Source organism: Pseudomonas sp. S3_G06 (assembly GCF_054667565.1).
This window is the reverse complement of sequence record NZ_CP162738.1, coordinates 4,315,826-4,342,810: the sequence shown is the minus strand read 5'-3', so window position 1 is coordinate 4,342,810 and position 26,985 is coordinate 4,315,826. Positions and strand designations below refer to the sequence as shown.

The following is a 26,985-nucleotide window of genomic DNA, read 5'->3' as shown; positions in this document are numbered from 1 at the left end:
GCACAGCCACCATATAGCTCAGGCGAGACCTGACTGTCTGATGAACGATGCACCCCAAATACTCCGGGCTACTAAACCCGATCACTGATAGGCAGTGACGCAATCACAGTAGCGATGAGGTCTGGGGCGCACAAGCCGGCGGATTCTGGCGCAGGCGTAGGCAGCGGCGCAAGGAATTGTGGGTGGTTTCGCGGAATGTCTGGCGGTTTTAAACAGTTGTGCCAAGGCGTGTTTAATCGATGTGGCGAATGACGCCTTCGCGAGCAGGCTCGCTCCCACAGGGGATCTGCGGTGAACTCGGAAATGCAGGCAACCGAGAACTACTGTGGGAGCGAGCCTGCTCGCGAAGAGGCCATCAGCCTCACCGCCGATTCCGCAGCCGAAACTCCCCCGGCGGCATCCCGCGCCAGCTCTTGAAGGTGCGATGAAACGAGCGCGGTTCGGTGAAACCCAGATACTGCGCAATGTCCTGAATCGGCAACGTGCCGTTGAGCAAATAGTGCTCCGCCAACTCCTGACGCAGCTCATCAAGAATCTGCTGATACGACGTCCCCGCCTGCTGCAATTGCCGCTGCAACGTGCGCACCGAAACGCTGAGCTGCTCCGCCACTTGCTCCTTGCGCGGCAAGCCCTCCTTGAGCAAACCGCGCAGGATGTTTTTCACCTGCTGCGCCAGCGACACATCCTCCAGCGTCGCCAGCAAACCCATCGCGTGTTCTTCCAGGGTTCGCAGCAATTGCGCATCGGCCTGACGCAACGGCAACTGCAAATAATCCAGCGGCACCACCAGCGCCGAATACGCCTGATCGAACCGCACCGGGCAACCGAAAAACGCCTCGTACTCGGCCAGCGTCACCGCATCCGGCCGCGCATGCTCCAGCCATACGCAGGCCGGCGACAGCTGCGTGTCGGCGATCCAGCGCGCGTAGTGCAGCCACGAACCGAGCACGTTTTCCACCAGATGCCGACGAATCCGTGGCCGCTGGTAACGACAGGTCCAGATCAGGTGCACGTGCTCGCCCTGCACCTCGGCGCGGCTGACGCCCATGTCGCCGACCAGTTTTTCGAACGGCATGATCCGGCTCATCGCATCGCCCAACGTGGCGCAGTTCATGGTGATGTAACCGAGCACGCTCCACGAATTGGGCAGGACGAAATTCGCCGCATGCAGCCCGAACAATCCATCGCCCGAGTGCTCGCAGAAATAATCCAGCAAGCGCTCGTGAACTTCACCCGGCAGGCGCAAGGTGTTGTCGCTCAACTGCTGCGCCTGCAACCCGGCTGCCGCCAACGCAGGCTCGATGGCCATGCCCAGCTGTTCGGCATGGCGCAGGTATTTGAGCAGCGGCGGAACGGAAGTGAAGCCAAGCGATGGCATGGTCGCGGTCCTTTGATCGACGGCGCGTGAGCGAATGAATGGCGCAAGGTAAGTGGATTGCCCGGCGAAAGTAAATGCCCCGACGTTTGGCGCCATTCGCTACAGGATCTGGCCGGATGCGACCGTGACAGATCTCCAGCGCTGACTAGTATGCAAGCTTGATCCAACGGCAGAAAAAGGACACACGCATGCGACGCTGGAACGGCTGGGGAGAGGCAGGCACGGTGGTCGAACTGCCGGCCCAGGGCGCGACATTTCTCCACGAACGCCTGGGCGCCGGCCACGCGTTGCCCGATGCGACATTGGCAGCGGCGTTGGCGCAAGTGCCGACCTCGCGCCTGGTGCCGCATCGCTTGTACAGCGTCGATGCTCACGATCGCCTGCTGCACGCGCGCGGCCAGAGCCTGCCGGACTGGCTGGCATTACGCGAAGGTGCGCTGGGTACTTATCCCGATGCCGTGGCCTTTCCCGAAACCGCCGAGCAGATCCGCCAATTGCTGGCGCTCGCCCATGATCAGGATCTGTGCCTGATTCCCTACGGCGGCGGCACATCGGTGGCCGGGCACATCAATCCACCGAACTCCGCGCGCCCGGTGCTGACGGTGTCGCTGGCGCGGATGAATCGCCTGACCGACCTCGACGAACAGAGCCTGCTGGCGACATTCGGCCCCGGCGCCAGCGGGCCGCAAGTGGAAAGCCAGTTGCGTGCGCGCGGCTACACGCTGGGGCATTTTCCGCAGTCGTGGGAGCTGTCGACGCTGGGCGGTTGGGTCGCCAGTCGTTCCAGTGGTCAGCAGTCGTTGCGCTACGGGCGGATCGAGCAATTGTTCGCGGGCGGCACCCTGGAAACGTTCGCCGGGCCTCTGCAGATTCCGACGTTTCCGGCGTCGGCGGCTGGACCGGATCTGCGTGAAATGGTGCTCGGTTGCGAGGGCCGTTTCGGAATCATTTCCGAGGTCAAGGTGCGGGTCAGTGCGTTGCCGGCGGACGAACGTTTCTACGGTGTGTTCCTGCCCGACTGGCCGCACGCGCTGCAAGCAATCCGGCAACTGGCGCAGGCGCGCGTACCGCTGTCGATGCTGCGTCTGTCCAACGCGGTGGAAACCGAAACGCAACTGGCGCTGGCCGGCCATCCGCAGCAGATCGCCTGGCTGGAAAAGTACCTCAAGCTGCGCGGCGCCGGCGCCGGAAAATGCCTGCTGACCTTCGGCGTCACCGGCAATCGGCAGCAAAACGCACTGTCACTGAAACACGCGCGCCAGCATCTGAAAGCCTTCGGCGGCGTGTTCACCGGCACCCTGCTGGGCAAGAAGTGGGCGCAGAACCGCTTCCGCTTTCCCTACCTGCGCGAGAACCTGTGGAACGCCGGTTACGTGGTCGACACCCTCGAAACGGCCACCGACTGGAGCAACGTCGATCACTTGCTCAGCCTGATCGAAAACAGCCTGCGCGATGCCCTGGCCGCCGAGGGCGAGCGCGTGCATGTGTTCACTCATCTCTCGCACGTTTACGGCGAAGGCTCGAGCATTTACACCACTTACGTGTTTCGCCCGGCAGCGGACTATGCGGCGACGCTGGCGCGCTGGCGGGTGCTCAAACACGCGGCCAGCCAGCCCATCGTCGACAACCACGGCACCATCAGTCATCAGCACGGCGTCGGCAAGGATCACGCGCCGTATCTGCTGCGCGAAAAAGGCCCGCTGGCGATGCAGACGTTGCAGGCGCTGAGCGAACATTTCGACCCGGAGGGGCGCCTCAACCCGGGCACGCTGTTGCCAGAGTCGCGGCCATGACGGCGAACTGGAATGCGCAGTGGCGCGAGCAGATTCTGCCGACGCTGGTGGATGACACCTGGGACCTGATCGTCATCGGCGGCGGCATCAGCGGCGCCGGAATCGTCCGCGAAGCCGCGCGCCGGGGCTGGCGCTGTTTGCTGCTGGAACAGCGCGATTTTGCCTGGGGCACCTCCAGCCGATCATCGAAAATGGTCCACGGCGGTTTGCGTTACATCGCCAAGGGCCAGTGGCGCCTGACCCGCGATTCGGTGCGCGAGCGTCAGCGCCTCCTCGACGAGGCGCCGGGGCTGGTCGAGCCGATGAGTTTCATGATGCCGCACTATCGCGGCGGCTTCCCCGGCCCGCGCGTCATGGGCGGCTTGCTCGCGGTGTACGACGCGCTGGCGGGGCGGCGCAACCATGCTTTTCATGACGCGCAGCAACTGCGTTTTCTCGCTCCGGGGGTGAAGGAAAAGGGCCTGCTCGGCGGCAGCTGTTTTGTCGATGCGCTGACTGATGACGCGCGGCTGGTGATGCGCGTACTGCGCGAGGCCCGGGCCGATGGTGCGGTGATTATCAGTGGTGTGCGGGTCACGCAACTTCTGCGTGAAGGCGGGCGGGTGTGCGGGGTTCAGATCGAAGATGGCGAGGGCGGGGCGACGCTGCAATTGCGCTCCGCTGTGTTGGCCGTGGCCACAGGCGCGTGGGCTGAGCGCCTCCGTCCCGCTGACGCTGCGAAGCAATTGCGACCGTTGCGCGGTAGTCATCTGTTGCTGCCGGGCTGGCGTTTGCCAGTGGCGCAGGCGTTCACCTTTCTGCATGCGCGCGATCGGCGCCCGGTGTTCGTGTTTCCGTGGGAAGGCGCGACGGTGGTCGGCACCACGGACCTCGATCACCGCGAAGACCTCGACCACAGCGCGCGCATTTCCAGCGACGAACTCGACTATCTGCTCGCCGCGTGCCAGCAGCAATTTCCCGGCGCCGAAATTGGTGTCGACGACGTGCTCTCGACCTGGTCAGGCGTGCGTCCGGTGGTCGGCAGCGCGACGGGTGCGCAGCAGGGCAAACCGTCCAACGAGACCCGCGAACATGTGCTGTGGCAAGAGCCCGGTTGCGTGACTTTGGCCGGCGGCAAACTGACTACATTTCGCCCGCAAGCGATCGAAGTGCTCAAGGCGTGTGCGGTGATGCTCGGGCGCTCTTTTGTCGATGACGGCGCGCCGGTGTTCGCCGCTGTGCCGCCGCTGACGATTGCGGGACTGAGTGGCAATCAATGGCGACGCCTGGCCGGACGTCACGGTCGAGACCTGCCGAGGCTGGCGCAATTGCTCGGCGAACTCGGTCTGGAAACGGTTGGCGCCAGCGATACTTTGTGGGCAGAGCTGGCGTTTGCCTGCGAGGCGGAAATGATTCTGCACCTGGATGATTTGCTGCTGCGTCGCACCCGTTTGGGCTTGTTGTTGCCGCGCGGTGGCGAGGATTTTTTCCCGGCGATCCGCACGCTGTGCCAGCCACGATTGGCCTGGGATGATGAGCGCTGGCTAGCGGAAATTCAGCGTTATCGATTGTTGTGGCTGCGCGATCACGGCTTGCCGGAGATCACGCCATGAAATACCTGTTAGCCATCGACAACGGCACCCAGAGCGTGCGCGCGTTGCTCTTCGATCTACAGGGCAATCTGCTCGGCAAAGGCAAAGTCGACTTGCTGGCGTACTACTCGACGCAACCCGGTTGGGCCGAGCAGGACCCGGAATATTACTGGGCGAAACTCGGCGAGGCCTGCCAGCAACTCTGGCAGCAGACCGGCATCGACCGTGCGCAGATTGCCGGCGTGTCCCTGACCACCCAGCGCGGCACAGTGATCAACGTGGACGCCAAGGGCAAACCGCTACGCCCGGCAATTGTCTGGCTCGATCAACGTCAGGCTGAGGTCGAGGGCAGCATCAAAGGGCCGTGGGGCTGGCTGTTCAAACTGGTCGGCGCCCAAGCGACGGTGGATTATTTTCGCGCCCAGGCCGAGGCCAACTGGATCGCCCGGCATCAGCCCGAGGTGTGGGCGGCGACTGACAAGTTTTTGCTGCTCTCGGGTTTTCTGACTCATCGCCTGTGCGGGCGCTTCGTCGACTCCATCGGCTGTTGCGTCGGCTATCTGCCCTTCGACTTCAAACGGCTGAAGTGGGCGGCGCCGCGCGACTGGAAATGGCAGGCACTGGCGGTGCGCCCGGAGCAGTTGCCGACCCTGCACAAACCCGGCGAAACCCTCGGCTACATCACGGCCGAAGCCACGCGCCACACCGGCATTCCCGAAGGCCTGCCGCTGATTGCCGCCGGCGCCGACAAGGCCTGCGAAGTGATCGGCTCCGGCGTGGTCGATGCGCTCACCGTGTGCTTGTCTTACGGCACCACCGCGACCATCACCAGCACCCGCTCGCGCTACCTGGAAATCGTCCCGCTGATCCCGCCGTACCCCTCGGCCGTGCCCGATCAGTACAACTGCGAAGTGATGATCTATCGCGGCTACTGGATGGTCAGCTGGTTCAAGAACGAATTCGGCCTGCGCGAGATGCAGCAGGCGAAAGCGCAGGGCATCGAGCCGGAGCAACTGTTCGACGCACTGGTCGACGCGGTGCCGCCGGGTTCGATGGGTTTGATGCTGCAACCCTACTGGTCACCGGGCATCCGCGAACCGGGCGTGGAAGCCAAGGGCGCGATGATCGGCTTCGGCGACGTACACACCCGCGCGCACATCTACCGCGCGATTCTCGAAGGCCTGGCCTATGCCCTGCGCCAGGGCATGGAGAACATCGAACGACGCTCAAAGGTCTCGATCCAGCGCCTGCGTGTCGCCGGCGGCGGCTCGCAAAGCGACGCCGCGATGCAACTGACCGCCAACATCTTCGGCCTGCCGGCAGAGCGCCCGCATGTGTACGAAGCGTCAGGGTTGGGGGCGGCTATTTGCTGTGCGGTGGGGTTGGGATTGCACAGGGATTTTCCAGCGGCCATTGCGGCGATGACTCGGGTTGGAGCTGTCTTCACACCGCAGCCTGAGGCGCAGAAGGTTTATGAGCAGTTGTACAGAGAGGTGTATTTGCGTATGTACCGGCAACTCAAACCGCTGTACCAAAGCATCCGCAAAATCACCGGGTATCCCGAATAGTCCCGACACCCTAGACCCCTGTGGGAGCGAGCCTGCTCGCGAAGGCGGAGTGTCAGTCAATGATGAACTGAATGATCCACCGCTTTCGCGAGCAGGCTCGCTCCCACAGGGGTATTGCTGTGCGCTCAAAATCCGGTGAGTCACACAAATCCAAATGTGGGAGCGAGCTTGCTCGCGAATGCGCAGTGTCAGGCAACGTCGATTTGATTGACCCACCGCCATCGCGGGCAAGCCCGCTCCCACAGGGGTATTGCGGTGTGCTCAAAATCCAGCGAGCCACACAAATCCAATGGGAGCGAGCTTGCTCGCGAAGGCGGAGTGTCAGGCACTGTTGATTTGGTTGACCCACCGCCATCGCGGGCAAGCCCGCTCCCACAAGGGATCTGCGGTGTGCTCAAAATCCGGTGAGTCACACAAATCCAAATGTGGGAGCGAGCCTGCTCGCGAAGACGGAGTGTCAGGCAACGTCGATTTGGTTGACCCACCGCCATCGCGGGCAAGCCCGCTCCCACAGTTATCGAGGTGAACACATCCGCAGTGCTCGACCACGAAAACCTGTGGGAGCGGGCTTGCCCGCGATTCGGTTTCAGCCTCAGCGCAAAACCAACATCAAACGCGGAAGTGGCTGACCATCTGCTGCAACTGACCACCCAACCGCGCCAGTTCAACACTCGACGCTGCCGTCTCATCACTCGCCGCTGCGGTCTGCTCGGACACGTCGCGGACGTTGATGATGCTGCGGCTGATCTCTTCAGCCACGGCGCTTTGCTGTTCGGCAGCGGCGGCGATCTGCTGGTTCATCGACTGGATGTTCGACACTGTACGGGTGATGTTTTCCAGCGAGGCGCCGGCCTTGCGCGTCAGGGCGACGCTGCTGTCGGTCAGCGCGCGGCTGTTGTTCATCACCGCCGAAACCTGCTGGGTGCCGTTCTGCAGACCGGCGACCAGACCTTCGATTTCCTCAGTCGACTTCTGCGTACGCTGAGCCAAACCACGCACCTCATCGGCGACCACGGCAAACCCACGCCCGGCTTCACCGGCACGCGCTGCTTCGATCGCGGCGTTGAGCGCGAGCAGGTTGGTCTGTTCGGCAACAGCCTTGATCACGTCCATGACGCTACCAATCTTGTCGCTTTCCTGTTGCAGCACGCTCATCGCTTCGGTCGAGCGCACTACTTCGCTGGCCAGACGCTCGATCTGCGCGATGGCCTCATTCACCACCTTGTCGCCTTCACGGGCCTCGCCGTCCGCAGCGGCGGCGGCTTGCGACGCTTCTTCGGCGTTGCGCGCAACTTCCTGCACCGTGGCAGTCATTTCGTGCATGGCGGTGGCGACCTGATCGGTCTCGACTTTCTGGCTGTTCACACCGGCGCTGGTCTGCTCGGTCACGGCCGAGAGTTCTTCAGCGGCGCTGGCAATCTGAGTAACGCCGTCGCGGATGCCACTGATCAAATCACGCAGGGTCACGCCCATACGCGCGATGCCTTGCTGCAACACGCCGAGTTCGTCGCGACGGGTGACGGTGACGTTCTGGGTCAGGTCGCCGCTGGCGATGCGCTCGACCACGGCCAGGGTTTCCTGCAACGGACGGGTGATCTGACGGGTGATGATCACTGCTGCAATCACGCCAACCAGCAGCGCCAGCAACGTGCTGATCAACTGGAAGGTGCGCGCCTGAGCGCTTTCAGCATCACGGCGATCAAGCTGGATCTGGTACAGCTGCTCGCTCAGGGCGACGATGGTGGTGCCCTGATCGGTCATTTCCTTACGCGCCTGCACGGCTTCGGTGTTGGCGTTCTTGTACGCCATCAACGCGCCGCGATAGCTGGTCAGCGCGGTTTCCAATTGGCGCAAGGCATCCTGCTGAGTCGCGGCAAATTGCGCATTCAGTGGCTTGAGGCTGGCGATGGCCGCGTCGATCTGGCCGACGGCTTTCTGCTCGGTCTCGGCGTTGCTGGTCGCGGTGTAACCACGCACTTCATAGCGCGCGAGGATGAACGCTTCCTTGGCGGCAGTAACCGCCTGGAACTGCTCGAAACGCTGATCGCTCATCTCCATCTGCTGCACGCGCTGGCTGATCGATTCGATCAGGTTGTAGGCGGTCTGGGCGTTGGCGCTCATGGTGTCGCGCGCGCTGTTGCCGGTGCGATAGGCGTTGCGCATTTTGTTCAGCGAGGTCTGGTATTCAGCGATGGTCGCAGCCTGCTGCTTGAGCAGTTTGACGTTCTCCGGACTCTTGAATTTGCTGATCAACGCCTGCTGCTGAGCGGCGAAACTTTCCAGGGTTGTCTGCACATTCTGCGCGGCGGTTTCGTCGCCGTTGGTCAGCATGTATTGCAGGCGCACCACGCGCAATTTGGTCAGGCCAGCGTTGAGCTGGGTGATGTCGCTCATCCAGTTGCTGCGGTCGATCAGGCCGCCGAGGCTGGTCCAGCCGGTCAGCGCCAGAACGCAGGTCAGGGCCAGCACCAGGCCGAAGCCCAGGCCGAGTTTCATGTTCACGCTGATGTTACCGAACCAGCTATTCATGCAAATCCTCCAGAAACGTTGGGTTTCTTGGTCGTCAGTTAAGCTGGAAGATTGTTGTTCTTTTGAGCCAGCAGGGGTGTTAGCAGGTCTGTATCGGCCGCAAACCCGAGAGCTGAAAGGATTTTTGTCGGACAGATTTCGCGCAACTCAACCCAGGCGCCGCGACCAGCGCTGATCCGGCCCCTCGAACCCCGGATTGACCAGCGCCGTCAGCACATGATCCTGCCAGCGCCCGGCAATGTTCAGATACGCCTTCGCATACCCCTCCCGCTCAAAACCCAAGCGCTCAAGCAACCGCGCACTGCGCTCATTGCCGGGAATGTAATTGGCCATGATCCGATGCAGATTCTGCACATCGAACATATAACCAATCCCCGCCTCCAGCCCCTCCTGCATCAAACCCTGCCCCTCATGCGCCTCATCGATGTGATAACCCAGATAACACGCCTGAAACGCCCCGCGAATAATCCCGCTGAAATTGCACGCACCAATCATCTGCTGACCGTCCGGCGACAGCAGCGCGAAATGCATGGCTAACCCGGCTTCGAAGGCGCTGGCTTGGATCTCCAAGCGACGGCGGATGTTGGCGGTGGAGAAATAGTCGGTGGTGCGGATGGGCGACCACGGCGCCAGGTGGCGGAGGTTGCGCTGGTAGAACGCGCTTTCGAGCTCGGCCTGATCGGGGGAGAGGATCGCCAATGTCAGGCGCGGGCAGGGCAGGGATAGCAGCGGCATCGAGCGCTCCTTGGCGAGGGATCTGCTGGCAGAGTCGCGCATATGCTGGGGAGCGGCAAGATATGGAGAAGCCGAGGCGAAAAAAAGCCCGCTAGGAGCGCGGGCGAACCGTAGTTTCTTGAATGAGCGAGTGGACTTTACAGGCTGTCCCGGCTGGGCGCAGTGAAGAAAAATTCATGTCGCTTCTGCCGACCGGGTTGATGCCCCCGACAGTCGATCTTCAACGCACGATGAAAATATCAGCGCCCATACAGCACCGTGTTCATCAACGCATTGACCTGATTTGGCATGGTGTGAATGAACCAGTCGAAAGCAAGACCCGAGGTAAGCAGATACGCGAGAACCAGCAGGATAGGGATGAAGATAATGTTTTTGCGCAGATTGGCGTACTTGCGGGTTTTTCTGGAAAGCCATGATTCGTGAGTGCCGTTGTTATTGGCATGTGCGCCCGCAACGATGAAGTAGGTTGAAAACAGCATCATCCGCAGACTTGTGTAAATAAGCAGGATCACGCCCGACAGGTGCAGCAAAAACCAATGCATATCCAGCAAGACGAAATTTTCCTTTATCCCCGTCAGTCCCTGCTCATTGATGATTCGCTGGCCGTTCTGGAAATTTGGCGGCGCCTGTGTGGGCATAAAAGCTTCGTCGGTGACATACGTCGCGGCCACGCAAAATGCCAAGCAAAACAAAAGCGCAACGACCCACTTAACGCCCGCGAAGAAGCCCCGGTAAAGGCTATGCAGGGTTCCGCCGGCCCACAGTGAAATGGTGAACAGCGTGATCCAGGAAAGCAGGTTGAGTATCTCGGCCCGTAAAAACACATAAATCAGCCCGGCAATCACCATCATCATGCAGATGACTGGAGTCATATCCTGGCTTGTGGTGGCGGCGTTCACGCCCGGTGGTGGATTGACCACCGTGTTGAAGGTCAGGTTTACCGAATGGCCCGGCTGATTGGCGGATTGTGGAGAATCGCCCTTCAGTATCCGATCCAGAATGGCTCCCAGAATCAAGCCGAGGATGGTGAAGAACGCCGATATGTAGATATCGACTTCCTTGGATTGGATTGTTTCGATGAAGCTCATGGTTTATTGCCTTCCTTGTGCAGGTTGAGTATTTCACGTGCCGATCGGTTTTCTCTGCGAAGCATCCAGCCAGCTGCGGAATGGTAAATGGGTGGCCTTGGTTTTGCTATCTTCGGGATTTTTCTGGGCCTTTGTTGGCGGACCTTGGGGCGCGGTGCTTGTCGATGGCTATGACGGTTGTGGTTAGGGAATCGGGTGCTGCGGTTTTCCGAAGGGTAGGGGCTACGAAGCCCGCACTTGGGGGAACTCGTCGTTGAGAGGCCGGGGTAATCTGAATTGGTATTTTATATGATTGATTATTATCATTAATATTGGCTTTGTATTTTCATTGGAATACCAATTGGAATACCTCACGAGATAGCCAAGCTCTAGCCCGTCGCTTGTAATCAATTTTACACCCCGCTCTCATCAATGATCAGGGGTGATCTTCCTGCCGCTGTCAGGACACAGGTTACGCTTGATGAAAAGCTGAAGGTGGTGACTGGCAGAATCCGGCCAGGAGCAGTCAGTAGGTATGTTCACGAAACCATGGGCGATTCAGTGCTTTCCAACTTGGTGTGAGCGAGAAGGATCTGTACTGCTCTGGTGTTTTTCGTTCTCCGATAGATCAATGAAGCATTGGTCCGACGCATCGTATGAACTCCAATGCCTCAGCAATTACTTAGACATTCAGGTGAAGAAGGTTTAGTGGCTTTGCTCTCAAGCTTTGGGCGCTCAAAATTGTCGCAATTCGCTCCTGATGCGTATCCGGAAAGTAGATTTTTCCAGACGATCTTGTGATCGCGGTGTACAGCAATGCGAGCTTTTTTGACAGCTCGGTTTTACTTCGCAGGTCAGCAAAATAGTACAGGTCCTCAGAAACTGCCATTCTCGGAAATTCGTAGTTTTTCACCGTAAATACTGTGGCCAACAACGGACGTGACGGTTTTCCATCAGCGAGCTCAGCCAATTTTGCGCATTGGTAAAGCCCGGAAACACCAAATTTGGTACCCACAACTTCAAGCCATTGCTCAACCCTGAGAAAAGCGTCGTTCCACCTCATTTCCGCATGCAATTGTTCCCAGCTTCGGAAACGAGCAATAGCCCCGTGGCTCGGACGCTTGTCATGCATATATAAATCAAGACACCCCTCTAGGAATGGTTCGAACTGATTGGTCCAGTCAATGACCGCAGCACCTTGGCTCAAATCGCGATTGCGAATTAACCAGTCGAAAATACCCCATTCATCGGCCACCAGAATTACTGAGGGTTCAGGAGGGAATGAGTCCGCTCGGTATTCAGCCACTACCGTGTCTTTCGCCTTATCAGCTACAAACGGTAACGCGCTTACGTCTGGGAACTCAGCTAAAAGTGGGTTGATGTAATCGACCAATGCTGGGCCTGCTCGTAACGAAATAGCCATTTCGCGATGGCGAATCCTCGCGTTATGGGGCATGTATCGTCCTTGCAGATTTTGGAACTGGTCCCCTAAAGTAATTACAGTTTGAGGAGACCTGTCGAGGATGTCGACCATTGGCCCGCTCAAGTCATGGCCTTCGTCGACGATTACCGTATCAATAGATTCAGGTAAATGAAGTCTCGATAAAGCCAGTTGTTTCACGCGGTGGTAGCCACGGACCGGAAGGGGATCCGCCTCTTCCTCAAAGCTTGTCATCTTGAACCAAAGCTTTCCGGCCGCGGCCGCTACTATTTCTTGTTCCGAAGTCGAGAGCCAGCGGACCTGGTCGGAAGGTATATGACTGATGGTGATCCGAGCATCGTTTGAAAAACTAAATTTGGCGATTACCGACCAGCAAAGAGCCGCCACACGGGCAGCATTACGATTACCGATGGAGCTGATCCCTGCCTTTTCTGCGAGCGCTGAATACGAGAGTGGCAATCTCGAAATCGCGTCCAACCTTGTCTCAAGAGTCCTATTCCCACCCGCCAGAAGTCTGGTAGCCATCCACCTGAATGTTACCGCCCAAACCTGATCCTCGGAAAATCGAGCCCGTATGGGTTTGAGCTTCGGTTCCACATCAGCGAGGAACAGGATTCTACGCTCTGGCATAAGAGCCAATATCTCATTCAGCACAAAGGACTTCCCAGTGCCCGCGTGAGCTTGGGCATCGATGGAATCCTCCATGTTTGCCCTAATGTTCTGAACCAGCCGAAGCTGGTGATCGCTTAGCTTTACTACCAAACCACTGCGGCGAACATGCTCATGTTTGATCGCACTTAATGAAGCCGTGTGCTGCTTCGCATAATCGAAATTCCAGGTGCCCTCGGGATGAATGTACTGACGGCGAGCAACCGATTCTTTGTCCATCAGACCAATCTCGACTGCTGATGCTTGGAGAAGTCCCGTTTCAAAATCAACCTGGCTGTAGGCCCCGGCCAAAGCCGATCTCAGCTTATCGGAGTGATGAGTCAGCAGATTTGCAAACACCCGCTCCATCTCCAGAGGCGAGCGCACGGGCAGCTTGGGCAGCTGGAGCACGTAGAGAATCGCCGCTACCTCATACCGAGACAGACGACCCACATCTGGAGCATTCCCGATTGAAAGCGCAGCGCTGAGGTTTTCACTGAGAGGCAGGTACCAGCGAGGTTTCTTCATGAAAATCATATATCCCTAAAATTTAGCGCCGAACTTACCAGCGCTTTAGGCTACCCTGTTGCCGCTGACCGAAAACTGACCCAGTAGAGGCTGTTCTGCCGACTGAAAACTGACCCAGGTGTTCAACTGCTTCTGCTCCCTCTTGAGAGGTATCATGGTAGCTGCTCATCTTAGCTGTCGTTACGTTCTTTGCTTGACCGTGCGTCAACCAAGTTCGTAGAGAGGTTTGACTCGAGAGACTCTATCAGCCGATATTTCTTTGTGGGCTATGACCAACGAGAAAAACATCTCAAACGAAATTCGCCAGCCGAGTTTTTTAACAAATAGCTCAACGGTCAAAGGCAAATTGCTTTCAAAAATTTTGTTTCCGATTGAGGTAGCGAGAATCGGCCAAAGGGATGGGGAAGCATTGATAATATTTAACATTCGGGCAGAAAAATGATCCGCATTGAAATTTTGTTGCTTTATTTCATGAGCGCACGTATTTCTCAGCTCTCGAAGTTGGTGATAGATGCACCATTCTTCTTCTGTGAACAAGCCCAAGGCGTAAGCTAGATCAATCTTTGCGCTGAAGGTGGCTATGGGTTTGCTTCCCCTTCCAATGAGCTCCCCAGTTTTTTTGACTGGAGGAAGAATTCTCCTAGATATGTGATCTTCGATAGCCAACTCTACCATCGAACCTACGACCAATACACATCCTCGATCACTTTCACCTTTTAGCGAGTCCAGTATTTCAGTAAATCTCGCGGCCAATAGGGTCTTCATTAAGTTCTCACTGTTGAAATTTCACTCAGGGCTTGGGCGCGCTGAGGAGAATGTCCGATATCGTGGTAAAAATGGCGTGAGAGATAACTTTGCCATCGTTTCTTCAGCCCGTCAGTCTCAGCCATAATCACAGACTTATGGGGGAGCAGCTTTGGACGGATCACCGTCTGCTTTTGGCCGATGGCAGCGGTTCTCGACCGGCGGCTTTCGGCTGTGGATTCAACCGGTCGACGCAACAGATTGGCTAAATCGTTCAACGGTCATTGAGTGACGTGAGCCGTTTCGAAGGCACTGTCATGTGGCACGAAACACCTCTGATCGGTGAAATGCAAGGAATGGCTCATGCTCCGGAGCTAGGGCAATTCGCATGTTTGGAAAGATACCTAGTATTTCCGGCTCTGTCAGGAGAGGGGATATCTCTAAGTTGCCTGCTGGCGATAGGGTTATGTAGCCTTTATCGAACGCCTTATCTAAGTTTGGGGTAAGCAAGAGGCCATTGAATGGATCCAGGCGCTCAGAATTATTTGAGCCTCGCCAAGGTTTTATGTGTGAGGCGACTAGTAAACTCACGTCCTTAAAGCCGGTTATCGCACAACAATTCCAATAGTCAACAAGTTTCTGCCTGAAGATACCTTGACCGATTCTAGATTTAACTAGGCTGCTTTTCTCTGTTTCGCCAATATCAGTAGCACTCAAAATTTCATCAATATCGGATTCAATGTCACTATAATATCCCTCTGAAAGATATTCTGAAAACTTTAAAAGGGCGCTGCTGTACATGTGATGGCCACGTTCGTTTCTTTCTTTATAAATTGGAAGCGCACGCATTTTAGATGCAATGATTTCAAATTCAGATTGGCTGTTTAAAGATATCAATGGGCCTTGAATAAGACCGTTATCCATGGCCCATTCGGACATCACTCCACGCACTGCGCCGTCGTATTTTTTCACCGATGATGGAGATAGCCCTCGGTGGCGCATCCAGTCTTCAAAGGTCATCGCAAGGGCGCTCCGTAGGGGAATATGGCGAATAGGTTAAGGGATTGCAGACGTAGTCCCGAGGGGGGTAGTGAACGGCTGAATTGCTTGTTATGCGTAACGCTAGATCTTTCCGCATTCTTCTATGTACTGCAAGTGCATGCCCAGAAACCCAGGAGCCTTCCATTGGCCGCAATCCGACTATGTGAATCGCCCCTGGTTTTGTAGACGTCGGATGACCGCTGTTGGCCGGTTAGCGACCGTTACTCTGATTAGCCATCCTTGTCCTTCCACACGTGGAGGACTTGTCATGAACATAATCGCTACCTGCAGCCGTCAGCCCTGGAACAAAGGAAAACTGGTCGGGCAGAAGACCCCACTCCGACTGAGAGATATCTGGGCCATCCGAGTAAGGCTTCAAATTGCGGAAAGAACCCGAGATCTGGCTCTCTTCGATCTGACCATCGACAGCAAGCTTTGAGCCTGTGACATAACCAAGCTCCGCGTGCGCGATGTCGCTCATGGCGAGCACGTATCATCACGAGCCATGGTGATGCAGCAGAAAACGCTGCGGCCTGTACAGTTTGAGATCACTGAGCAAACACCGTCTGCTGTCGCGGCCTGGATACGTCGGGCCCAGCTACGCAGCGAGGACTGCCTTTTTCCTAGCCGGCTGCATACGTCAGACCATCTATCCACTCGTCAATACGCTCGTATCGTCAAAGGCTGGGTGAAAGCAGTGGGCCTTGATCCAGCCATGTATGGCACCCACACAATGAGACGTACGAAGGCATCACTGATCTATCGCAGGACGAAGAACCTGCAGGCGGTTCCGCGCCAGATAGTTGAGTGACAGCGAACGGCGGAAAAATGATGGTCGTCGCCTCGGACGGGATGCGGCCAACCTTCGGAGGCCTTTGGTGCCTAAATTGCGGTTGCTACGTAAGTGGCGGAGTGGGTTGGGCGAGGACTGATCAGTGCTGAATGAGTTTGGAGACAAAAAAACGCCCCAGCAAAAGCCGGGGCGTGGATTGCAACACTAGCTAGGAAAACTCATCCCAACAGTCTCGGATGAAACGGTACACGCTGTGAGCGCGAAACACGTTTAGCACGAGAGCCCACATGAGCTGCCAAAATCGAGACATGAGGCCTCCAATATTGGACTTGCCTCAATGCACTTACCGGAACACGTGCATTTGTATGGGAATTGTTAGAGATTCCCTGTGAGGCAAGATATTTTTAGGCCCTTAGCATGATGCGTTTCCGGCACGGTTCCTACACCGTGTGCGAGGGGCCTCTCATAGGACGAATCCTGATGATGGCCCGGATGTTAACCGCCGAAGCGCGGTGTAAAAAGAGTTAAAACCGAAACTTGTAGTTTATTTTCAAATTTAAGTATTTGATATTGACAAGCCATGAAAAATAATATTTTAAGATTTATGGTATACCGTAAAATTAGAGCCTTTTCGCCGTAGATGCGCTGATTTCACGGCATTTCTATGCAAAGCGACAACACTATTCAATCCATTCAAGCTGACGGATTCGCTAGCAGATTTCCTTCAACAACTTTCGCAGCGCTTTCATAACGCCGCTTTCGTTCGTCGTTTACGTTCGATTTTGCGGAAATCGTAGTGGCGCCGTTATTTACTCTCTTATAGACTCAGCCCCGTTAGAGATTCCCTGTGAGAAGGCGGATTCGGACCTACCGAATACGCGACGAAAAAACCGCCCTCCTAAGGCGGTTTTTTTTTGCCAAAATTTAGCCGCTAAATTTGCGCAGCTTTTTCGATCAGCGCTCGAACCCAAGTTGGGACAGCCAGACCACCTTATAGATAGGCGGCAAAGATTTCGCATGCAGAATCTTCTCGGAAGCTTTGCATTAAAGCAGCTTTATTAAGGCCCTGGTGCGATAGCAAACGTTGAGCCCAACGCTCACCAGTTTCGCGGGCGCGAAAATGACGAAAGTACCAAGGTGGAACTTTAGCAAACCACGAAGCATCATGCGGGCACGCCAATAGATGCTAAATCCTTCCAAATCGTGAGATTTAGACAAATTTTGACGAATTTCCATATCGTTAGGTTAGAGAAGATTGTACTCAACAGTTTGTCGCTGTCGCTTACGGGCATCATGTCAACCGCCATCAACCCTTTCATGTAGATACCAGCCTAACGACCTAGGTTTCTCAGGATTCACCCCGTCAGCATGCCGGATGCTCCGCCTAAGGTAGCCGCTTCGTTGACAAAGATTGCAACGTCCCGGTGCTCCAGAACCTTGACTTCATCCATGGCCAAAAGGTTGAGCCAAACGCTCAGACGGATGGTGCAAGACGGGATCTGATGGGCGATGGCATTTGCGTGATCAAATAGCACTCGCTCCAGGTCCTCGGACTCCAGTGATTGACGCTCAGGCTTTATGGCCGCAGCAATCCTGGCAGTTAGTTTTGCCACACGCGGAGATTTGTGCCGAAGCTCGCCAAGGCGCGCTATATAAGTAGGGGTTGAAGGCATGGCCATACGAAAAACTCCAAAACTCAGTGAGAACAAGGGTGACGAGCTGCATTGCCCACTTATGCCTACACAGGAGAACGGAAGCAACATTTTGTTGACGAGTGGACAGGTTGACAGGTTGACAGGCGTGTCAGCCGAGGCGTACGCTTTGCTCACTTGCTCAAATATGAGCAACGGAAGGAGAACCTATGAACACCGCAGCGATTGAGAGACCCCAAAGCACCGTCAAGTCACTTGACGAAGCTAAAGCCTCGCTCGTGCAGAAATTCATAGCCCGGATGAACAGAGTACCCGAATCCGAGGTTATCAATGCTGCAAGGCTCGATGACGACAAGGCTTTGGCTGTAATTATTCAGGATTCCGGGAAGACAAAGAATAAGCCGCTAAGCATTAAGGCTCGTAATGAGATAGCCTTTGCCAAGCTAAAAGCAAATGCCTTTGAGGCAGTAAAAGCGTCGTACGACTTGCTAGATGCTGGTGATGTTTGCGAAATATTAGGAATCTCAAAACAAGCACTAAGCAAGAAAACCAAGGCAGGTCAAATAATTGCGTACACCAATAACCGTCGCAAATACTACCCTGACTTTCAGTTCAAAGAAAACAAAGTCACACCTTCATCTGGCAAACTGATAAAGACGCTTGAGATAGACTCAGGAAACGAGTCAATGGTAAATCTTTTGATTGGCTTTCTAGCAAACCTTATGGACTTTTCCAATTTAGGAGAGAAAGAAAATTTACATCCTCGTTACGAGCTTTTAGACAATGATGCGGCTTTCAAAGTTATCGTTCGCGACTTTAAAAATCGCTTAGAAATGGGCAAGTAAGAATCGGACTTCCGGAAAGGAAGTCCGATTCCGTTACTCAATTGAAACTTTCAAACCAACCAAGAGTTCAATTGCCGTTTCATCACTAGCCAGCAACACCTCGGTTAAAGGTGTAATGCTAACTGGCGACAACTGCGGTCCGCGCCCGTCGAAAAGCGCGAAATTACATCCATCCCAGGAACCAGGCGATGGGAACACAGTCGAGCCGTAGTAAAGCCCATCGACCTTAATACTAAGTCTCATGATCGCTGCACTTAGCATCTGGGTACGAAGGTAGCCTTCACTACCTTGCCCTTTAGCTTTGACAAGATCTCTCAACTTCCCGCCCATGTAGGTGGAAAGACGCTCTACGTTGACCAGTCTCAGCACACGTGCTGTTTCCAGTTTATGCAACGAGCATCCCTCAATCTCACTTCTCAAAACAGGAGTTCCCGGACCAACCCGCCCATGCTGAAACGTCTCTGCAATAGCAACTTCGCGGCTGCCAGCTACGTACCAAACACCAATCGCCTTCCAAAGATCCCCATATCTTGAATCAGACGTGGGATTATAAAAAGGTGGCTTGGAATCATACATTGAGGGTTGACCACGAAACACTTCAAAGCCTTTATCGATCTTGAGGATCAGTTCCGGACGTTTTGACAGTTCCGCCTCAATCTCAACGATCAGCCCCGGAAGCTCAGAAAGTAACTTTTGAATTTCCAGCTTGAGCTCAACATCGTAATCTTTTTCTTTTTCCTCTGTCGCCATAAAATGTACTCCTATGAAGGGTGATTTTTTTGCTCATGGTTATATCCCATTTGCGATTTTGAGTGACCATCGAGAGTCCGACGGCCGTTGACACAAGAACCGGCTTAGCCGTTAACTTGTCCGAATATTACAACTGACTTCTCTGAAAAAAACCACTCTTTTTTCGAAGCTTTTTGTAGGTCCCTCGCCAGAGGAGTATATGCAGCCATAAACGTCTACGCCTACACCGCTTTTAAGTCACACCGTAACGACCCCAATCACTCTAAACGCAGCTATTACGCGTTAGTTTCGATGCGTTAGTAGCTGACAATTACTCAGTACAGGGAAAGTTATAAATTTAGAAAGTTAGAAAGTTAGAAAGTTAGAAGGTTAGAAGGTTAGAAAGTTAGAAATTTAGAAAAGGTAGAAAGGTAGAAACCAAACTGGTTGGTCGGCACGCAGGCGTCACCTGTGAGTTCTGACCATGTCGATTTGAGCGAGAATCGCCCACCTTAAGCCTGTAACAAATTGAACCATGGCCAGTACGAAAAAAGCCCGGAGCTCTCGTTTGAATGCGGCGCTTATTGACACTCATGCTTGTGTTGTCGCCGCTTCACATTTACGCTTTGCCCCGTCGCGGTCAATCCCGGGACCGGGCGTCAGAACCTGAATCAAAACCAAGGCGCGGTTTCTTCCATTCCGCACAGCCAGTGCTTCGTGCGCTAGCTGCTGCTTTTCTATGGCGGACCGTGCGGGGCAGGCTTCGGCCTGGCCGGTTCCTTGGTTTCCGGTTTCTGACCCCCGTACGGTTTGCCACCCAATGCCGCGTCAGAACGGTGGATGGCAATCCTTAATCAAACCAAGGAGATAAGGAAAATGGCATGCCCACCTTTTAAGCTCGTGCGCCACCCCGGCCAAATGGTTCAAGCTGCAAACTATCTCGGAGGATTCCGCGATGTTTGATCTTTCGCTTCTCATCGGTCTCCCCAAACCCAACAGCATCGATACTTCAGTGCTTACCCCTGAAGATGCAGCGATTAAACTGCGGCAGGCTGCCACTCTCCGGCTTAACGGAGCCCAGAGTATTCTGCTTCATTTTCCGCAAGACGTTGAGCTGGCAGTAGAGCTGCTGGATGACGCCGCGGTGTTGTACGACAGGGCGTTCCGGAATCTGACTGGCATCCCAGCTCAAAGCGTCCATCAACAGATCCATGAATATGTCTCTGTCCCGTCAGTTGAAGGGGCTCCCGCGATCCAAACTCCGTGGGGCGATGAGTTCGCTCCGGTAATCAAGGAGGGCGTTCGTTGCGCAGAGACTTGGCTTGAGGGCTCATCATTACCGTTATGGTGGGCGCTGTCTCAGAACCGAAAACGTCATCGTCCAGGTGATCCACAAGAGGCATTTGAAGCAGGTTTTTTGCTGCGGTTGCAGCAGACGCTGATCATGCGACGTGAGGCCGTCACTTCCCAATCAACCTGCTTTGATGCCTGAGTCTGTAATTGACGTTTGAGATTTGCTTTTCCCGCCAAACCCTCCGATCAAGCGATCTTTGATCGCGCCGATCGGAGGGTTCACTCGCTTTTTCTCGAAGCCGCCGCGTTCCACCCTCCATGCTCAAATTTAATTCACACCACGCCTACTTTCACCATCAGTAATTCGCCACGATTTCCATCGAGCGCAACGTTATTCAGTGTGTGTCCGAATCTTTTCGTTGGGCATGGATGTAGGTGTGGCGACAGCGGCGACGGCGGCGACAACCCACGTATAACGTGGTCTGGAGCATGGCGACAGAAGTGGCGACAGTCGCCACTTTCTCAGCGCATTGGCTGTGACGCTTGACCACCTTTTCGAGTGGGTATAAAAATTGGTGCACGGATCGCTGTCGTTGACAGCACCTGCCAAGGTAGCCAGAACCTTTAAGGCTACGCCCCTCGCGTGGTGGTTCTTCCCCAAGTGCGATTAGCGTCCGGCGGCTCGCACGGTCACTCCCCAAGAGTGATGGATGCCTACTCGACCAATCTGCCCACTGCGGCTGACGATGGACCTACCTCGCTGCATTGCAGCAACCTCACCCCTTGGCACACTTCGCTGCGCCAGACCTCGCCCGTCTCTTTCTCCTGGAAAGAGACGGGCGCTCGTAGCACTGCTGCAAGCCAGGTCGTACAGGGCGTTGCCGCAACTCTCCTCGTGACAATCGGCCAGACAAATCCGATTCGTCGCCATCCGCAACGACACAGACACCGGTGCCGCAGCCTATGGAGAGACTGCACCTGACTGACAGTCAGGCATGCCCCAAGTGTCGATGTTGTTGCCTTCTCCCGCTCAGGATCTCCAGGTGCCGAACTCGTCAGTCGGCACAGCCTCCACCCGCCCGCATCTTCGGATGCGTCTAAGGAGGCCAGATTCATGGGGTCATGCCCTTGCTCCCGGTCGTAAGGAGCCGTTCGTTCCACGTCAGTGAACACCTCACAGGCCGCAGGGGCCTTGATCCCTGATAACACTCAACAGCCGTGGCGGGACTACGTGAGGACAACCAGCAATGAACGAGGAGACGGCCCATGCAGCAGTTAGATCCGAAGCTTGAACTACCACAACTACCTCGACCGCTGATTGAGTCGAATCCCGTGGCCCAGCCTTATCCGGTGCAGGCACTGGGTGGGATTCTTGGGCCTGCAGTCGAACGCATGGCTGAGGTCATCAGGGTGCCCCAGGCATTGGCTGCACAATCGGTGTTGGCTGCTTCGGCGCTGGCTACTCAAGGTCATGCGGGCTTACAGCTCGATGGGAGAAATTATCCGCTGTCGCTGTACCTGATCACCGTGGCCGCATCCGGCGATCGCAAAACGGCGGCAGATCGTTTTGCATTGCTGCCCGCACGGCAATGGGAGCGTGAGCAGTGGCAGCGCTATCGCGAACAACTCGCCCGGTACCGTGTCGCGCAGCGACAGGCGCAGCGTATCAACCCTGGCGATCCCAACCCCACAAACGGCGTACCGCTTGAAGCGGAGCCCTCAGCACCTAGGCTGATCACCACGGATCCGACTATCGAGGCCCTGATCAAGGGACTCTGCCATGACTTGCCGAGCATGGGCCTGTTCTGTGACGAGGGGGGACAATTCCTCGGTAGCAGCACCATGAGTCGGGATAACCGTTTGAAAGCGGTTACGACCTTGTCGTCACTCTGGGACGGCAGTCCGTTAGATCGCGCGCGGTCCATGGTGGGTGAAAGCTTGCGAGCTTACGATCGACGCCTGAGCCTGCACCTGATGCTGCAACCGTATCTAGCCATGCAGTTACTCAGTGACCCGTTGCTGCAGGGGCAAGGCATTCTCGGTCGCTGCCTCATGACCTGGCCCACCAGCCTGGCCGGACAACGCAGTTATCAGGCTGTCGACTTGTCAAAAGACCTCGCCCTAAAGCGATATCACCACCGCCTTTCGGCCCTGTTTCATCAGCCTTGGTCACTTTCCACTGACGGTGCCTTGCGGCTGTCACCGCTGAGCCTCAGTCCATTGGCTCGTCGTCGCTGGATTGATCTGCATGATGCCATCGAAGCCCAGTTGGGTGAGTTTGGCGAGTTGGCAAGCGTACGGCCTAGCGGATCGAAGGCCGCCGACAACCTGCTGCGCGTCGCCGGCAATCTGGCAGTAGTGGAGGAGAGCAGCGTCGTGGAGGTCGACCATATCCAACGGGCCTCCGCTTTAGTCGGCTACTACCTTACCGAGATCCAGCGCCTGACTGAGCAGGAGCCAGTGTGTCGGGTAAAGGAAGAAGCAGATCGGCTGCTGCGCTGGCTGCAGGTCAAGAATTGGAAACGCTTCAGTATTCGAGAGCTGAATCGCAACGGCCCCCGCTTTGCCCGTAAAAGCAGTCGCCATGCCACCAAGCTGTTAGTCGAGTTGCTTGATCATCAGTGGCTGATCACCGACGGCCACACCTTCGAGGTGCGCCATGTTCAATCTTGATGAAGCGCTGCGCAACCATCTGGCTCAGCGCCAAAAGGAGCCGAAAGCGCGGGTTGTCGCCGCGACTGTCGCCACTTTGTCGCCACGCTCAAAGCGAAGCAGGACAAGGGTTGTCGCCGCTGTCGCCGATGTCGCTACCACCCGTAAAGCTATCACCCCGACGACAGCCATCATCCAATGCTTGAAAGAGGAGGGCGCGCATCTCTACGTCACCGACAACACGCTATGTTTTCGCCCGACTGATTGGGCTCAGCTCGCCATCGTGAGTGCGCATTGGCAAGCCCTCTTGCGTGTTCTCGCGGCAGTCGATCAGGAGCAGAAAAATGACTCGGGTCGGTAAGCGAGCGGGAAGAAATTTCGGCTTCGGTCGCCAGCTCAGCTATGCCGGACCGCAAGCACTGAAGGATCTGTTTGGCAACGGCCATTTCGCTACCGTCAAAGCCCATAGCGATCGCTGGCAGGCCTTCGTGAATTGGTGTCGATCCGAGGAAGGTCCAAGGCTCAATGACGCGCGGCAGATCGACCGTGACATCCTCATGCGGTACGCCACTTATGTGAGGGAGCAGGTTGATCAGGGCAACGTCGGCATTGCCACCGCGCAGAACCGCCTGTCCAGTGTGAACCGAACCATGGCCGCGCTGCGCGGTGATCAATACGTCAAAATCCCCAGTCCGAGCAAGGCGCTTGGCTTGCAGCGCTCAGGTGTGCGTAGTGAGGCCCCGCAAGGCCAAGACCGGGTCCAGATCGAGTTGATCGCACAGGCGTTGTCAGAGCGAGGCCAGCAATCGAGGGTGAGTGCCATTGTGCTTCTCGCCCGGGAGACCGGCATGCGCCTGCGTGAAGCGATTTTGGCGGACCTGCCCCGACTGCAACGTGAGGCCGGGCAACTGGGCAAGATCAACATCCAAGACGGCACCAAAGGTGGTCGATCAGGCGCGTCAGCACCGCGCTGGATCGCGGTCACTGATCAAATCCGTGGCGCCTTGGATAGGGCCTGGGAGGCTTCACCCAGTGGCAGTCGGAATTTGTTGGCGCCCGACGAAAGCTACAAAGACTTCATTCAGACAGTCGTGCGACCGGCGCGGGACCTTCTGCATGAGCATGGATTAAAAGGCTTTCATGAGCTGCGGGCGGCTTACGCTTGTGAGCGCTATGAGCAACTGACTGACTTCCCTGCACCCATCAATGGCGGTGGTAGGCATCGAGAAGATCGCCAGCTCGATCAGCGTGCACGACAGCAAATCAGCCACGAGTTGGGACATAACCGCATCGATGTGGTGAGTGCCTACATCGGAGGTCGGCGATGACGGCGGAGTTCGACATAGCGTTGTTCCTGCGCCCTGTGCTCAAAGGTGCTTATGCCACGCGGCAGCGGCATATTAGACAAGCAGAAAGGATGCACGAGGCGATTCGTGAGCGCTGGGGTTGCGCGACTCCCTGGTCCTGGAGAGAAAAGCACATGAGATGGTTTCTGGAGCACTATCTGCGATGCTCAGCTCCGGCTACCGTCTACTACTACGAATTAACAGCAGGGATGATCCGCCGGAGAAAAGCGAAATTCGGGGTTGTCTGATAGGCCTTTAGCGTGAGCCCCTGAGTATGGGAATGCGGAGCCTTCCCATACTCAGGGGCTTGGCCGAAGAAGCGCTGGCAAGCTCCACTGCACGGATGGCATAAACTGTCGCCGTGATGTCAGCGTATCGGCACCACGTTGCGGTCCCTGGTTTGATTGATGGCCGACGCTGACAGGCTGCCGGTAGCCGCTTTCTGGATATGTTCACTCCACCAGGCCATCATCGGGCGCCGACGTTCGATGTAATCCGCCCGGTTGTAAGCGCTCCGAACTTCGTCCTTGTCGACATGCGCCAGCGCGACTTCGATTAGCTCCGGATCCCATCCATGCTCGTTGAGGATTGTGCTGGCCATGGAGCGCATGCCGTGGCTGACCAAGCGGTCCTGAAAGCCCATTCTTTTCAACGCCATATTGGCTGTCTGGCTATTCGCGTGGGTGCGCGGGTTTCTATCTGACGGGAACACATATTCCCTGTGGCCGCTATGGGGCTTAAGCGTATCCAATAACGAAAGTGCATGTTCGGTAAGCGGGATTATGTGCGGACGACGCTTTTTCATTCGCTCTGCAGGGATTGTCCAGATGCGTTTGTCGAAATCGATATCTGCCCATCGGGTGGTCGCCGCTTCGGAGGGGCGGGTCATGGTATGAAGCTGCCATTCGATCAGGCAGCGGGTCGTCCGCTTGATGCTAGCGTTCGCGATTTCCATCATGAGCTCCGGAAGCTCGTCAGGCGGTAGCGCGGCCATATTTTCTTTCTTGGGTTTCTTGAACACCGCTCGAATGCCGCTGAGAGGGTTGGCAAAGATCATTCCGGAGTTGACCCCGTAGGTCATGATCTCGTTAAGGCGCTGGCTCACTCGCTTAACTGTCTCGAGGCTGCCTTTAGCTTCAATCGGACGAAGCAGCTTGATGACCATCGGCGCGTTCACTTCCGATAACGGCGTTGATTTCATGCTTGGAAAAACATGCAGTGTTAGCGAGCGCCAGATGTCTTCGGCATACGCCGGGGTGACGGAGTCCTTCTTCAATTCAAACCATGCGGTGGCTACGTTCTCGAACGTATGTTCCGTTTCCGCTCGTTTGGCTTCCTGCAGCTCATTGCGCTGAGCTTTTGGGTCGATGCCCTGTGCAAGCAGCTCTCTGGCCTCAACGGTTTTCTTCCTTGCTTGTGCAAGAGAAACCTCGGGATAAGAGCCCAGTGCCATGTTGATTCGATTCTTGGTGACGGGATGCCGGTAGTTGAAATTCCACTGCATCGAGCGATTGACCCTGACTCGCAGTTGGAGCCCGTCGCCATCCGTGAGGACGTAATCCTTGTCTTTCGGTTTGACCGCCTTGAGCTGGCGGTCGGAGAGGCGGGTGGTTTGAGCGCACATGAGAAGTACTCCATGACACCTTTTGGTATTCCCAAGATTAGCGCCGGGGAGCCGGGAATACCATTGGGAATACCAAACTGCCTGGAACTCAAAAAGCCTGGAAAGCCTCCCGTGGCCCTGAAACCCCCGTATTTACTGGATTTCAGGCACAAAAAAAGACGTCCGTGGACGTCTTTAGATGTTGAAGTGGTGGAGCCGGGGGGATTTGAACCCCCGTCCGCCAGTACTCCGCTGTCGGTACTACATGCGTAGCCGTGTCTATTAAGTTAACCCTCAGCGACCCGACGGGCAGGGTGCTTTGGGCGAGTTGTGTAAGTTTTAGCCGCTTCGTCCACAACGTACTGCACGGCGATTCTGTTCTATATGACAATCATTTCGGGTTTACAGACATCCCCTGATGATTGCTGGACCCGAAGGTACCAGGAGCATTGTCAGCTGCAATTAAGCAGCGAGAGCAACACCGTATTGGTCGTCATTGGCAACTATAAGTAGTTGCAACAGTGGATTTACGACTTCTGTTACCAAGTCGGCATGCACCTAGAGTTTCGCAACCGGCGTCGAATCCTAAACGGCCCCGAACTCATTGCCCGGTGAATCTGATCGGGCAACAAGCGTGCACAGTGTACGTCAATCTGCCGACGAGGCCAACCCGCAGGTTGGCTCGTCAGCATGTATCAGTTGTTGGTACCGGTCGATTTACGCAGCTCTACGATGGTTTGCGAGGTTTCGGCAACGCAGTCGTCGATTTTGCCTTCCGCTTTCAGCGCTTGGGCCTTGCTCACGCTGGTTTCGGCGCGCTGGCTCAATTCCGGATTCGCCGACAACTGCCCTTTGGCGTTGTTGATAGTCTGGATGTTGGCATCGCACAGATCGGCAGGCTTGTCTGCGGCGAACGAAGTGGACGCCATCATCGAGGCAGTAACGAACAGACCTAACAGTACAGAACGCTTCATGTGTATCTCCTTGAACTGAGGGATCCAGGCTTCGCTGACCGCTGGGCGAGCCACC

At 56.0% G+C, this 26,985-nt stretch carries 20 protein-coding genes, 1 other RNA gene and 2 pseudogenes; 10 read left to right on the top strand and 13 right to left on the bottom strand.

Annotated features, from left to right (window positions below; translation table 11 throughout):
• Positions 1 to 361: 361 nt before the first annotated feature.
• Positions 362 to 1,378: an AraC family transcriptional regulator GliR gene (gene gliR, locus AB4N47_RS19510; protein ID WP_341639030.1), complete on the bottom strand. Its 1,017-nt coding sequence runs from the start codon at positions 1,376 to 1,378 to the stop codon at positions 362 to 364.
• A 188-nt stretch (positions 1,379 to 1,566) separates the two neighbouring features.
• Here gliR and AB4N47_RS19505 point away from each other — a divergent pair, with 188 nt between their 5' ends.
• Genes AB4N47_RS19505 through AB4N47_RS19495 form a run of 3 tightly spaced genes read left to right on the top strand, consistent with a single transcriptional unit; the run spans position 1,567 to position 6,310 of the window.
• Positions 1,567 to 3,171 carry an FAD-binding oxidoreductase gene (locus AB4N47_RS19505; RefSeq protein ID WP_341639031.1) on the top strand — a complete coding sequence of 535 codons (1,605 nt, stop codon included), beginning with the start codon at positions 1,567 to 1,569 and terminating at the stop codon, positions 3,169 to 3,171.
• A complete protein-coding gene (locus AB4N47_RS19500) occupies positions 3,168 to 4,763 on the top strand; it encodes a glycerol-3-phosphate dehydrogenase/oxidase (protein WP_460154313.1) in 1,596 nt (531 codons plus the stop codon). Before AB4N47_RS19505 ends, AB4N47_RS19500 begins: the two co-directional genes overlap by 4 nt.
• Positions 4,760 to 6,310, top strand: coding sequence for an FGGY-family carbohydrate kinase (locus AB4N47_RS19495; RefSeq protein ID WP_341639033.1), 1,551 nt, complete (start codon positions 4,760 to 4,762; stop codon positions 6,308 to 6,310). Before AB4N47_RS19500 ends, AB4N47_RS19495 begins: the two co-directional genes overlap by 4 nt.
• Before the next feature lie 609 nt (positions 6,311 to 6,919).
• Here the strand turns inward: AB4N47_RS19495 and AB4N47_RS19490 are convergent.
• The 7 genes and pseudogenes from AB4N47_RS19490 to AB4N47_RS19460 all read right to left on the bottom strand — a co-directional run bounded on the left by AB4N47_RS19490 (position 6,920) and on the right by AB4N47_RS19460 (position 15,022).
• On the bottom strand, positions 6,920 to 7,633 hold the full coding sequence (locus AB4N47_RS19490; RefSeq protein WP_371915160.1) for a methyl-accepting chemotaxis protein: 714 nt from the start codon (positions 7,631 to 7,633) through the stop codon (positions 6,920 to 6,922).
• 144 nt (positions 7,634 to 7,777) lie between these two features.
• Positions 7,778 to 8,704: pseudogene (locus tag AB4N47_RS19485) on the bottom strand (methyl-accepting chemotaxis protein); the annotation flags it as partial.
• 282 nt (positions 8,705 to 8,986) lie between these two features.
• Positions 8,987 to 9,574 carry a GNAT family N-acetyltransferase gene (locus AB4N47_RS19480; protein WP_341639035.1) on the bottom strand — a complete coding sequence of 196 codons (588 nt, stop codon included), beginning with the start codon at positions 9,572 to 9,574 and terminating at the stop codon, positions 8,987 to 8,989.
• A 239-nt stretch (positions 9,575 to 9,813) separates the two neighbouring features.
• Entirely contained in the window at positions 9,814 to 10,662 is an 849-nt protein-coding gene (locus AB4N47_RS19475; protein WP_341639036.1) for a hypothetical protein, read from the bottom strand.
• Between the two features lie 661 nt (positions 10,663 to 11,323).
• Positions 11,324 to 13,258, bottom strand: a complete 1,935-nt coding sequence (locus AB4N47_RS19470) for a hypothetical protein (RefSeq protein WP_228102234.1) — start codon at positions 13,256 to 13,258, stop codon at positions 11,324 to 11,326.
• A 204-nt stretch (positions 13,259 to 13,462) separates the two neighbouring features.
• The gene (locus AB4N47_RS19465; protein WP_194237222.1) at positions 13,463 to 14,023 is read right to left on the bottom strand and encodes a hypothetical protein; all 561 of its coding nucleotides are present in this window, start codon (positions 14,021 to 14,023) and stop codon (positions 13,463 to 13,465) included.
• A 294-nt stretch (positions 14,024 to 14,317) separates the two neighbouring features.
• Entirely contained in the window at positions 14,318 to 15,022 is a 705-nt protein-coding gene (locus AB4N47_RS19460; protein WP_460154312.1) for an HNH endonuclease, read from the bottom strand.
• A 289-nt stretch (positions 15,023 to 15,311) separates the two neighbouring features.
• On the opposite strand from AB4N47_RS19460, the pseudogene AB4N47_RS19455 reads away from it, so the two are divergent.
• Positions 15,312 to 15,854 (top strand): annotated as a pseudogene (locus AB4N47_RS19455) (tyrosine-type recombinase/integrase).
• Between the two features lie 1,337 nt (positions 15,855 to 17,191).
• Here the strand turns inward: AB4N47_RS19455 and AB4N47_RS19450 are convergent.
• Entirely contained in the window at positions 17,192 to 17,515 is a 324-nt protein-coding gene (locus AB4N47_RS19450; RefSeq protein ID WP_194237219.1) for a hypothetical protein, read from the bottom strand.
• A 182-nt stretch (positions 17,516 to 17,697) separates the two neighbouring features.
• Here AB4N47_RS19450 and AB4N47_RS19445 point away from each other — a divergent pair, with 182 nt between their 5' ends.
• Entirely contained in the window at positions 17,698 to 18,333 is a 636-nt protein-coding gene (locus tag AB4N47_RS19445; protein WP_460154311.1) for a helix-turn-helix domain-containing protein, read from the top strand.
• A 33-nt stretch (positions 18,334 to 18,366) separates the two neighbouring features.
• On the opposite strand, the gene AB4N47_RS19440 is transcribed toward AB4N47_RS19445, so the two are convergent.
• A complete protein-coding gene (locus AB4N47_RS19440; RefSeq protein ID WP_122571345.1) occupies positions 18,367 to 19,083 on the bottom strand; it encodes an RES family NAD+ phosphorylase in 717 nt (238 codons plus the stop codon).
• Between the two features lie 934 nt (positions 19,084 to 20,017).
• Here AB4N47_RS19440 and AB4N47_RS19435 point away from each other — a divergent pair.
• The 5 genes from AB4N47_RS19435 to AB4N47_RS19415 all read left to right on the top strand — a co-directional run bounded on the left by AB4N47_RS19435 (position 20,018) and on the right by AB4N47_RS19415 (position 24,601).
• Positions 20,018 to 20,554 carry a LasR-specific antiactivator QslA gene (locus tag AB4N47_RS19435; RefSeq protein ID WP_460154310.1) on the top strand — a complete coding sequence of 179 codons (537 nt, stop codon included), beginning with the start codon at positions 20,018 to 20,020 and terminating at the stop codon, positions 20,552 to 20,554.
• A 1,067-nt stretch (positions 20,555 to 21,621) separates the two neighbouring features.
• Positions 21,622 to 23,028 carry a YfjI family protein gene (locus tag AB4N47_RS19430; RefSeq protein ID WP_460154309.1) on the top strand — a complete coding sequence of 469 codons (1,407 nt, stop codon included), beginning with the start codon at positions 21,622 to 21,624 and terminating at the stop codon, positions 23,026 to 23,028.
• Entirely contained in the window at positions 23,015 to 23,368 is a 354-nt protein-coding gene (locus tag AB4N47_RS19425; RefSeq protein ID WP_169850661.1) for a hypothetical protein, read from the top strand. Before AB4N47_RS19430 ends, AB4N47_RS19425 begins: the two co-directional genes overlap by 14 nt.
• Positions 23,352 to 24,335 (top strand): integrase domain-containing protein, encoded by a 984-nt coding sequence (locus tag AB4N47_RS19420; RefSeq protein ID WP_460154308.1) that lies wholly within the window; start codon positions 23,352 to 23,354, stop codon positions 24,333 to 24,335. The genes AB4N47_RS19425 and AB4N47_RS19420 overlap by 17 nt, the downstream gene beginning before the upstream one ends.
• Entirely contained in the window at positions 24,332 to 24,601 is a 270-nt protein-coding gene (locus AB4N47_RS19415) for a hypothetical protein (RefSeq protein ID WP_460154307.1), read from the top strand. The genes AB4N47_RS19420 and AB4N47_RS19415 overlap by 4 nt, the downstream gene beginning before the upstream one ends.
• 119 nt (positions 24,602 to 24,720) lie before the next feature.
• On the opposite strand, the gene AB4N47_RS19410 is transcribed toward AB4N47_RS19415, so the two are convergent.
• The 3 genes from AB4N47_RS19410 to AB4N47_RS19400 form a co-directional block, all read right to left on the bottom strand.
• Positions 24,721 to 25,977, bottom strand: a complete 1,257-nt coding sequence (locus tag AB4N47_RS19410) for an integrase domain-containing protein (RefSeq protein WP_460154306.1) — start codon at positions 25,975 to 25,977, stop codon at positions 24,721 to 24,723.
• 187 nt (positions 25,978 to 26,164) lie between these two features.
• Positions 26,165 to 26,553, bottom strand: a transfer-messenger RNA (tmRNA) gene (gene ssrA / locus AB4N47_RS19405).
• Between the two features lie 98 nt (positions 26,554 to 26,651).
• The gene (locus AB4N47_RS19400) at positions 26,652 to 26,930 is read right to left on the bottom strand and encodes a hypothetical protein (RefSeq protein ID WP_076565773.1); all 279 of its coding nucleotides are present in this window, start codon (positions 26,928 to 26,930) and stop codon (positions 26,652 to 26,654) included.
• Positions 26,931 to 26,985 lie beyond the last annotated feature (55 nt).